The 691-nt window shown below is 33.0% G+C and carries 1 pseudogene; it reads left to right on the top strand.

The window, feature by feature from the left end:
• Nucleotides 1-105: 105 nt before the first annotated feature.
• Nucleotides 106-691: pseudogene (locus L8X50_RS08230) on the top strand (flagellin); the annotation flags it as partial.

The following is a 691-nucleotide window of genomic DNA, read 5'->3' as shown; positions in this document are numbered from 1 at the left end:
TACTCTTTAAAAATACTCTTTAAAAATACTCTTTAAAAATACTCTTTAAAATTTGGAACATTTATTGCTTTAAAAGTTCTAAGCAATATTTTGAAAGGATTTAAAATGGGTTTTAGAATAAACACCAATATAGGTGCAATGAATGCACATGCAAATTCAACTATCACAGCAAGAGAGCTTGATAAGTCTTTATCAAGACTTAGTTCAGGTCTTAGAATCAATTCTGCAGCAGATGATGCTTCAGGTATGGCTATAGCAGATAGCTTAAGATCACAAGCTGCAACCTTAGGTCAAGCTATAAATAATGGTAATGATGCTATAGGTATTTTACAAACAGCTGATAAGGCTATGGATGAGCAGCTTAAAATCTTAGATACTATCAAAGTAAAAGCTACTCAAGCAGCACAAGATGGACAAAGTACTAAAACAAGAAATATGCTTCAAGCTGATATTAATCGTTTGATGGAAGAACTTGATAATATAGCTAACACTACAGCATTCAATGGAAAGCAGCTTTTAAGTGGAAACTTTATAAATCAAGAATTCCAACTCGGTGCACAGTCAAATCAAACCGTAAAAGCTAGTATAGGTCCAACTCAAAGCTCTAAAATAGGTGTAACTAGATTTGAAACAGGTTCTCAAGCTAAAAGTAGTGGTGTGACTCAGCTTACTATTAAAAATTATAACGGCG

This window comes from Campylobacter sp. CNRCH_2013_0898h (assembly GCF_025772965.1).
Taxonomy (GTDB): domain Bacteria; phylum Campylobacterota; class Campylobacteria; order Campylobacterales; family Campylobacteraceae; genus Campylobacter_D; species Campylobacter_D lari_D.
This window is presented reverse-complemented; position numbering and strand designations above follow the sequence as displayed.